8 protein-coding genes are annotated in these 8,692 nt (G+C 70.9%); 3 read left to right on the top strand and 5 right to left on the bottom strand.

Annotation, left to right across the window (positions count from 1 at the left end; all coding sequences use genetic code 11):
- Positions 1-234 precede the first annotated feature (234 nt).
- Entirely contained in the window at positions 235-1,278 is a 1,044-nt protein-coding gene (locus tag RWM17_RS09425) for an NAD(P)-dependent alcohol dehydrogenase (RefSeq protein WP_314103030.1), read from the top strand.
- A 164-nt stretch (positions 1,279-1,442) separates the two neighbouring features.
- Here the strand turns inward: RWM17_RS09425 and RWM17_RS09420 are convergent, their stop codons facing one another.
- The 4 genes from RWM17_RS09420 to RWM17_RS09405 all read right to left on the bottom strand — a co-directional run bounded on the left by RWM17_RS09420 (position 1,443) and on the right by RWM17_RS09405 (position 6,228).
- A complete protein-coding gene (locus tag RWM17_RS09420; protein WP_314103028.1) occupies positions 1,443-1,982 on the bottom strand; it encodes a helix-turn-helix domain-containing protein in 540 nt (179 codons plus the stop codon).
- On the bottom strand, positions 1,963-3,993 hold the full coding sequence (locus RWM17_RS09415) for an MDR family MFS transporter (RefSeq protein ID WP_314103027.1): 2,031 nt from the start codon (positions 3,991-3,993) through the stop codon (positions 1,963-1,965). The genes RWM17_RS09420 and RWM17_RS09415 overlap by 20 nt, the downstream gene beginning before the upstream one ends.
- A 200-nt stretch (positions 3,994-4,193) precedes the next feature.
- Entirely contained in the window at positions 4,194-5,336 is a 1,143-nt protein-coding gene (locus RWM17_RS09410) for an AI-2E family transporter (protein ID WP_314103025.1), read from the bottom strand.
- An 82-nt stretch (positions 5,337-5,418) separates the two neighbouring features.
- Complete coding sequence (locus RWM17_RS09405; RefSeq protein WP_314103024.1) at positions 5,419-6,228, bottom strand: glycosyltransferase family 2 protein; 810 nt, start codon at positions 6,226-6,228, stop codon at positions 5,419-5,421.
- A 31-nt stretch (positions 6,229-6,259) separates the two neighbouring features.
- On the opposite strand from RWM17_RS09405, the gene RWM17_RS09400 reads away from it, so the two are divergent.
- A complete protein-coding gene (locus RWM17_RS09400; RefSeq protein WP_314103023.1) occupies positions 6,260-6,811 on the top strand; it encodes a metallophosphoesterase in 552 nt (183 codons plus the stop codon).
- Here RWM17_RS09400 and RWM17_RS09395 read toward each other — a convergent pair.
- The gene (locus RWM17_RS09395) at positions 6,808-7,782 is read right to left on the bottom strand and encodes a thioredoxin domain-containing protein (RefSeq protein ID WP_314103022.1); all 975 of its coding nucleotides are present in this window, start codon (positions 7,780-7,782) and stop codon (positions 6,808-6,810) included. The genes RWM17_RS09400 and RWM17_RS09395 overlap by 4 nt on opposite strands.
- Positions 7,783-8,058: 276 nt before the next feature.
- Between RWM17_RS09395 and RWM17_RS09390 the strand changes: the two genes are divergently transcribed.
- Positions 8,059-8,692: ATP-binding cassette domain-containing protein (locus tag RWM17_RS09390; protein WP_314103021.1), on the top strand; the 634-nt coding region annotated here is incomplete at its 3' end.

The following is an 8,692-nucleotide window of genomic DNA, read 5'->3' as shown; positions in this document are numbered from 1 at the left end:
GCCGTCGCCCGCGGCGGGCCGGCGCCCGCCCGCCGCCGGGGGCACGGACCCGCCGCATCACACAGGAACCCGCCGCACCCCACGACGCCCCCTCGTCGCCGCGCTGAGAACGGTTCCCGTCAGGAGCCGGTGTCGGCGGCCGTGCCTAGGCTGGAGTCATCCCCACGACGACGTCGGGATCCCGCGCGCCCGCACCCGGGTGCGCACGACCCGCCACCACACGGAGGTATCTCCATGCCCACCACCGTCCCCGTCATCCAGACCCCCTCGGCCGGCGCGCCCTTCGAGCGCTCGACCATCCAGCTGCGCGACGTCGGCCCGAACGACGTCCAGATCGACATCGCCTTCGCCGGCGTCTGCCACAGCGACATCCACCAGGCCCGTGAAGAGTGGGGCAAGGCCATCTTCCCGATGGTCCCCGGCCACGAGATCGCCGGCGTCGTCACCCAGGTCGGCTCCGACGTGTCGAAGCACGAGGTCGGCGACCGCGTCGGCATCGGCTGCTTCGTCGACAGCTGCCGCGAGTGCGAGAACTGCCTCGCGGGCGAGCAGCAGTTCTGCGTCAAGGGCAACGTGCCCACCTACAACGGCCGCCAGTACTCGGGCGAAGAGACCTACGGCGGCTACGCCAAGCAGATCGTCGCCGACGAGAACTACGTGCTGTCGATCCCCGAGGGCATCGCGCTCGACGAGGCCGCGCCGCTGCTCTGCGCCGGCATCACGACCTACTCGCCCCTGAAGCACTGGGGTGCTGGCCCCGGCAAGAAGGTCGCCGTCGTCGGCATGGGCGGACTCGGCCACATGGCCGTGAAGATCGCGCACGCCATGGGCGCCGAGGTCACCGTCATCAGCCAGACGCTCTCCAAGCAGGAGGACGGCCTGAAGCTCGGTGCCGACCACTACTACGCGTCGAGCGACCCGGCCACGTTCAAGGAGCTTCGCAGCTCGTTCGACCTGATCATCAACACGATCTCGGCCGACATGGACATCGACGCCTACGCCCGCACCCTCCGTCTCAACGGCACGATGGTGTTCGTCGGACTGCCCGAGAACCCGCAGTCGTTCGGGGCCGGCTCGCTCATCGGCGGTCGCCGCAGCCTCGCTGGCTCGAACATCGGCGGCATCCCCGAGACGCAGGAGATGCTCGACTTCTGCGCCGAGCACCACATCGGCGCCGAGATCGAGACGATCAGCGCCGACGACATCGACGACGCCTACGAGCGCGTCGTCGGCAGCAAGGTCCGCTACCGCTTCGTGATCGACACGGCCACGATCTAGCGCCTGCACGACGAAGGCCCCCTCCCGCACCGGGAGGGGGCCTTCGTCGTCGCCTGCAGCGACCCCGGGCACGCGGACGGGCGAGTTCGTCGCATGCGGGCGGCCACGACCGCCCGTCTCGGACGAACTCGCCCGTAGAGCAGCCCCGAGGAGGCGCGGGTCGCCTACCGCGGGTCAGCGGGCGTGTTGAAGCGGTGCAGCCAGCCGGCGAACTCGGCGAGCTCGTCGTCGGTCCAGCCCTCGACGTGGCTGCGGAACACGGCGCGGTTCTCGTGCCGCACCTCCAGCATCCGCGCCTCGGCCCGGTCGGTGCTGCCGAGCGTCATCACGCGGCCGTCGGCGGCGTCGGGGACGACGTCGACGAACCCTGCCTCGCGCAGCAGCGCGACCTGGCGGCTGACGGCGCTCTTGTCGAGGGCCATCGCCTTGACGATGTCGCCGGCGGTGCAGGGCTGGTGCTTCATCACGTAGCGGAGCACGTAGAACGCGGTGGGCGGGACGTCCGGATCGAACCGAGAGGCCGCCGCGGCGATCGTCCGCTTGGCCTCGACCATCATCGAGCCGATCTCGTCGACGACGCTCGCCATCAGGCCCTCACGGCCGTCGTCGTCCGGGCTGGCCAGCCGCGGCGCGGTGACGTCCGCCGGGCGCGGTGAGTCGAGCACCGAGCCCGCGGGCGTGCCGTCATCGGTCGGCTGCGACATCTTTCTCCTCGACCAGGGACGAGAACACCGGGCTCTCGGCCAGTTCGTCGTCCGACACGGGGTGGCCTGCCACCTCGGCGGCACCGGTGGCGATGATCGTGTCGATGGTACCGGTGCCCGTCGTGGCGTGGGAGTGGTGGCGTCGCCCGGCCGCGGTCGCTGCAGCAGGCGTGTCCGCCTTCGTGTCCGCCGGGTCGACCACGGGCTCGTCGTCGCCCTGGTCGACAGGCGACGTGGGGGCAGGCGTCGAGGCGCCGTCGGTCGTGGTGGCGGGCGCACTCGACACGGACGGGGCGAGCCCTGCCGTGGCCGCGACGCCCTTCTCGACCGCCGAGGCGTCGTCAGGCGCGGCAGCAGCCGTACCGGCGCCAGCAGCACCAGCCGTCGCAGCAGCACCAGCACCCGATCCGTCACCCGACGCGGCAGCCCGCTGGATGCCGGTCTTCGTCCCGAGCTCGACGTTCGGCAGCAGGCAGACGAACACGATGGTGATGACCGCGAGCGGTGCCGCGATGAGGAACACGTCGGCGACGCCCTGGCCGTAGGCCGACTCGATGATGGTCCGGATCGGGCCGGGCACGGTGCTGAGGTCGGGGATGCTCGTCGAGCCGCCGCTGCCGAGGGCGCTGGGGTCGACGCCCGCGTCGGTGAGGCCGTCCGTGATGTAGCCGGAGACCTTGGTGCCGAGCACGGCCCCCATCACCGAGACGCCGATGGTGCCGCCGAGGCTGCGGAAGAACGCGACGCTCGAGGAGGCGGCGCCCACGACGCTGACGTCGACCGAGTTCTGCACGACGAGCACGAGGTTCTGCATCACCATGCCGATGCCGAGACCCATCATCGCCATGAAGACGGAGACGATCGCGAAGTTCGTGTCGTACTCGATGGTCGACATGAGGAACAGGCCGGCCGCCAGCAGGATCGAGCCGACGATCATGTAGGGCTTCCACTTGCCGTACTTCGAGATGAGCGCACCGGCGACCATCGACGAGATGAGCAGGCCGAGCACCATCGGCAGGGTCAGGATGCCCGCCATGGTGGGCGACTGGCCGCGGGCCAGCTGCATGTACTGGCCGAGGAACACGCTGGTGCCGAACATCGCGACGCCCACGCTGAGCGAGGCGACGACCGCGAAGGTGAAGGTGCGGTTCTTGAAGAGCGTCAGGGGGATGATCGGCTCCTTCGAGCGGAACTCCACGACGACGGCCAGCGCGAGCAGCACGGCCGCGCCGACGCCCATCAGCCAGCTGGTGGTCGAGGCCCACTCGAACTGCTTGCCGCCGAGCGACACCCAGACGAGCAGCAGCGAGACGCCGCCGGCGATCAGGCCGGCGCCCCAGTAGTCGACGACGACGGCCTTCTTGGGCTTCGGAGGCAGGTGCAGGGTGCGCTGGATGACGATGAGCGCGGCGACGCCGACGGGCACGCCGACGAAGAAGTTCCAGCGCCAGCCGATCGAGTCGGTCAGGACGCCGCCGAGCAGCGGGCCGCCGATGGTGCCGACGCTCATCACGGCGCCGAGGTAGCCCATGTACCGGCCGCGCTCACGCGGGCTGATGATGTCGCTCATGACGACCTGCACCAGGGCCGTGAGGCCGCCGGCGCCGAGGCCCTGGAACACGCGGAACGTGATCAGCGTCGCGGTGTTCTGCGAGAAGCCGGCCGCGACGGAGGCGAGCACGAAGAGCACGAGCGCCACCTGCAGCAGCACCTTGCGGTTCGTGAGGTCGGAGAACTTGCCCCACAGCGGCGTGCTCACGGTGGTCGCGAGCAGCGTCGCCGTGATGACCCAGGTGTACGAGGTCTGGCTGCCGTTCAGGTCGCTGACGATGCGCGGCAGCGAGGTCGACACGACGGTCGACGAGAGGATCGCCACGAGCATGCCCATCAGCAGGCCCGACAGGGCCGTGAGGACTTCGCGGTGGCTCATGCCGGGCGCTTCGCCCGGCTCGTGCGGCACTGCGGGCGTCGTGCCCGCGCCCGCGGCGGCGGTGGTGGTGGTCTGCGACAAGGTCGGCTCCGTGGTGACTCTGAGATGGGGGGCCCGGACGTCGTCGGCCAGGTAGTTGTAGAACCACAACCATACGCCTCAGTTGACGATCCGCAACCATTTCCGTGCAGATCACGCACTTTTCTTTCCGGGCGGCCACACGAAGGAGGCGCGGTGCCCGACGAACGGACACCGCGCCTCCTGCGCTCATCAGCGGTGGGCTAGCGGACTTCTTCGGGTCTCTTCTGCCGGAACATCTCGGCCGGCTGGTCCGGGCCCTTCCAGACGCCGACGATGCCCCAGGCGACGGCCGTCAGCGGCACGGCGATCACGGCGCCGACGATGCCGCCGAGCACGGTGCCCGCGGTCAGCGCGACGAGGATCACGAGGCCGTGCAGGCGCAGCGTGTGGCCCATCAGCACGGGCTGCAGCAGGTTGCCCTCGAGCTGGTTGACGAGCACCACGACGGCGATGACCCAGATGGCGTCGATCGGCCCGTTGGCGACGAGCGCCACGAGCGCGGCGAGGATGCCGGCCGCGGTCGCGCCGACGAGCGGGATGAACGCGGTGAGGAACACGACGACGGCGAGCGGCAGCGCGAGGGGCACGCCGATGATCCAGAGGCCGACACCGATCCCGATCGCGTCGACGGCGGCGACGGTGGCCGTGCCGCGCACGTACCCGCCGAGCGTCTCGACGGTCTTGTCGCCGATGCGGCGCGCACGCGCGTACTGCTGGCCGCGGAACGGACGGAGCATGAACTCCCAGATCGCCGGCCCGTCCTTGAGGAAGAAGAACAGCACCACGATCATCAGCACGAGGCCCGTGGCGAAGCTGCCGACGGCGCTCGCGCCGGCGAGGGCGCCCGAGCCGAAGGAGGCGCTCGTCAGGAAGTCGACGACCGTGTCGCGGACGCTCTCGACCTGCTCGTCGGTGATGGAGAACGGCAGCGTGGTGATGAAGTCCTGCAGCTGACCGATGCCCTTCTCGGCCGAGGACACCAGCATGCTGGCCTGGTTCTCGACGGCCCAGACGACCAACCAGCCGACGAGCCCGAGCACGGCGAGGATGCCGAACAGCGCGATCAGGGTCGCGAGCAGCGAGGGCACGCGGTGCCTGCGCAGGAACGACACCACCGGGTGCATCGCGGACGCGAAGATCAGGGCGAGCAGCACCGGGATGGTGACGAGGCTGAGGGTCTTGAACGCGTAGATCAGGCCGGCGGCGACCACCACGACCACGATGATCTGGATCGAGCGCGTGGCGAGGCGCCCGAACGGGTCGCCCCACTGGTTCGCCTGGGTGGCGACGGCCTCGGCGGCGTCGGCCGTCGCGTCGCTCGCGCGGCTGCGGAAGAGGGCCACGTGGTGTCCTGTTCGTCTCGGGGGCCGATCGGGGCGGCACGTATCGCCGGACCGGTCGGCCGACAGGACCCATCGAACCGCGTCAGCGTGCCCGAGGGCCGGATCTCGCCCGGCGTGCCCCGGCCGACCCGCCGCCCGTCAGCCCCGCGCGCAGCGAGAACGGGTCGCGGCGCCACCAGCGGACGAACGGGATCCCGTCCCGCCCGTGCACCGCGAACGACCGGACGGCACGCGTGCTGCGGAGCCACTGCCGGCCGCCGCGCGCGAAGGGGCGGGCCGAGATCGAGGTCACGACGTCGCGGCGCCACACGATGCGCCCCGGCTGCCCGAGCACGAGGTCGCCCAGGTGCACCGCGAGGTCCATGTCGTCGTGCAGCCCGGCGTCGCGCCGGTGCACCTCGTCCCGCACCGCGACCCAGGCCGAGCGCCGCATCATCATCGTCGAGCCGAAGAGGGGCCAGTGCGCGAGGCCGGCCCCGACGAGCACGTGGTACGCCCCGACGTAGCCGAGCGAGAGGATCCGCTGCAGGCCCACGGGGGCGTCGTAGAAGCGGGCCCCGGTGCTCACCGCGACGGCCTCGGGTCGCTCGTCGAAGGTGCGCGACAGCTCGGCGACCCAGGTGCGCGGCAGCACGCTGTCGGCGTCGCAGCGCCCGACGAGGTCGCCCAGCGCACCGTCGTAGCCGGTCGAGGCCGCGGCGGCGATGCCGACGACGGGCTGGTGCAGCACGCGGGCGCCCGCGGCCAGCGCGACGGCGACGCTGTCGTCCGAGCTGCCGTTGTCGACGACGACGACCTCGTCGGGCAGCACGGTCTGGCGTGCCAGCGACCGCAGGCACACCTCGAGGTGACGCGCGTCGTCACGGACCGGGATCACGACGGAGACACGCACGCCCCCATCCTGCCCGCCTACCCTGGGCGCCATGAGCACCTCCGTCGTCGTCGTGTCCGACACCCACGTCCCGCAGAAGGCGAAGGCCGTGCCCGCGGCCGTGTGGAGCGCGGTCGAGAGGGCGGACGTCGTCGTCCACGCGGGCGACTGGACCGGCGTGCCGCTGCTCGACGAGCTCGAGGCCAGGGCGCGCCTCCTCGTGGCCGTCTGGGGCAACAACGACGGCGACGACCTGCGCGCCCGCCTGCCCGAGGTGGCCCGCACGACGATCGACGGGGTCCGCCTCGCCGTCGTCCACGAGACGGGACAGAAGGAGGGGCGCGAGACCCGGATGGACCGCGCCTTCCCCGAGACCGATCTGCTCCTCTTCGGCCACAGCCACATCCCGTGGGACACGACCACCCCGGCCGGCCTGCGGCTGCTGAACCCCGGCTCGCCGACCGACCGTCGGCGCCAGCCGCGGGCCACCTACCTGACGCTCGTGCTCGACGCCGGCGCGGTGCGGGACGTCGCGCTGCACGAGCTGCCGCTGCGCACCGACGCGCTCGACGGGGTGCTGCCGCACCCCCGCATGACGACCTAGCCGGCGGGGGTCTCGGCCGGCGCCACCTCGGCGGGTGCCTCGGTCGGCGCGGGCGTGGGCGTCGCGGTCGCGGCGTCCGCGTAGCTGTTGCCGGCGGCGGTCACGACGAAGTTGCGGAACTCCTCGTTCGTGAACGGCTGGCTGAACTCGTACTGCTGGCCGTTGACGAGCACGGTGGGGGTGCCGCGGAACGACTGGACGTTGCTGTTGGGCAGCGGGCCGTCGAGCGCGCGCTCGGTGGCGGCGCCCACCCACGACGCGAACTCCTGGTCGTCGATGCACTGCGTGATCTGCGACGCCGACGTGACCCCGTCGACGCCGGTCGCGATCTCGGCGAGGCGGGCGTCGTCGAGACCGCGCGTGCCTTCTTCGGGCTGGTTCTCGAACATGGCGGTGTTGAAGTCGAAGAACGAGTTCGGCGAGTAGTTCGCGACGCACGCCGCCGCGTTGGCGGCTCGGTTCGAGTACTTCGTGCCGAGCGAGCTGTTCGTGAGGATCGCCACCGGGTGGTACTCGACCGTGGCCGCGCCCGACGAGACGAGGCCGGCGATGTACTCGTTGTTCGCCTCCTCGAAGCCGCCGCAGATCGGGCACAGGTAGTCGAGGTAGATGACGATGTCGACGGTGTCGGACGACGCGGTCGTCTCGGTGGCCGTGGGCTCGTCGTCGGCGCCGAGGGCCGGGGTCGTCTCGGCCACGAAGTCCTGGCCGATGCGGATGCCGTCGCTGGCCATGTTGGCGGGGCCGGGGCCCGCGGGACGGATGCTGTTGGTGATCACGACGACGACGGCCACGACGATGGCGAGCACCACGACGACGAGGCCGCCCTGCAGCAGCCAGCGGCCCGTCTTCTGGCGGCGCTTCTGCTTCTTGCGGGCGAGCTGGGCGCGCTCGCGGGCGGCTGCGCGGCGCTGGTTCTTGGTCGCGTTCTTGCTCAGCGGCTCGGAGCCTGAGGGGCCGATGTCAGTCATGGAACGGTTCTCCGATGCGCGACGAGGTCGCGGTCGCGTCGTAGGGGGCTGAACGGGCCCGAGGAGGTGGAGGGCCCGGTCGATGGTACGAGCGCGGACTGGGAAAAGTCCAAACAACCCGTGGCCGGATCGTGACTCCGTGGCCCCCGGAGAGGTGGGGATGAGTCACCTCCTGTGGCATGCTGGGCGGAGTGGTCACCGCTGACCCAGGGTGATCACCAATCCGTTCACGAAGGATCGTCCGGCACGTACCTGCCGGTGAAGGAGAAATGAATCATGGCGTCCGTGACGTTCAGCAAGGCAACCCGTCTCTACCCCGGCTCGACCCGTCCCGCGGTCGACGCGATCGACCTCGAGGTCGCCGACGGCGAGTTCCTCGTCCTCGTGGGCCCCTCGGGCTGCGGCAAGTCCACCACCCTGCGCATGCTCGCCGGCCTCGAAGAGGTCAACAGCGGCGACATCTTCATCGGCGACCGCAACGTCACCGACGTGCCCCCGAAAGACAGGGACATCGCGATGGTGTTCCAGAACTACGCGCTGTACCCGCACATGACCGTCGCCGAGAACATGGGCTTCGCGCTCAAGATCGCCGGCGTCGGCAAGGAGGAGCGCGCCACCCGCGTCCTCGAGGCGGCCAAGCTGCTCGACCTCGAGCCCTACCTCTCGCGCAAGCCCAAGGCCCTCTCCGGTGGTCAGCGTCAGCGCGTCGCCATGGGCCGCGCCATCGTGCGCCAGCCGCAGGTGTTCCTCATGGACGAGCCGCTGTCGAACCTCGACGCCAAGCTGCGCGTGCAGACCCGCACCCAGATCGCCTCGCTCCAGCGTCGTCTCGGCGTCACCACGGTCTACGTCACGCACGACCAGACCGAGGCCCTGACCATGGGCGACCGCATCGCGGTCCTCAAGGACG

This window comes from uncultured Frigoribacterium sp., assembly GCF_963515265.1.
Lineage (GTDB): Bacteria > Actinomycetota > Actinomycetes > Actinomycetales > Microbacteriaceae > Frigoribacterium.
Note: the sequence above shows the minus strand (reverse complement) of the source record. Positions and strands in the feature narration are given on the sequence as shown.

Coding starts and splice junctions, on each gene's coding strand:
- RWM17_RS09420 (WP_314103028.1), bottom strand. CDS start 1,982: ATGTCGCAGCCGACCGATGACGGCACGCCCGCGGGCTCGGTGCTCGAC.
- RWM17_RS09400 (WP_314103023.1), top strand. CDS start 6,260: ATGAGCACCTCCGTCGTCGTCGTGTCCGACACCCACGTCCCGCAGAAG.
- RWM17_RS09395 (WP_314103022.1), bottom strand. CDS start 7,782: ATGACTGACATCGGCCCCTCAGGCTCCGAGCCGCTGAGCAAGAACGCG.
- RWM17_RS09425 (WP_314103030.1), top strand. CDS start 235: ATGCCCACCACCGTCCCCGTCATCCAGACCCCCTCGGCCGGCGCGCCC.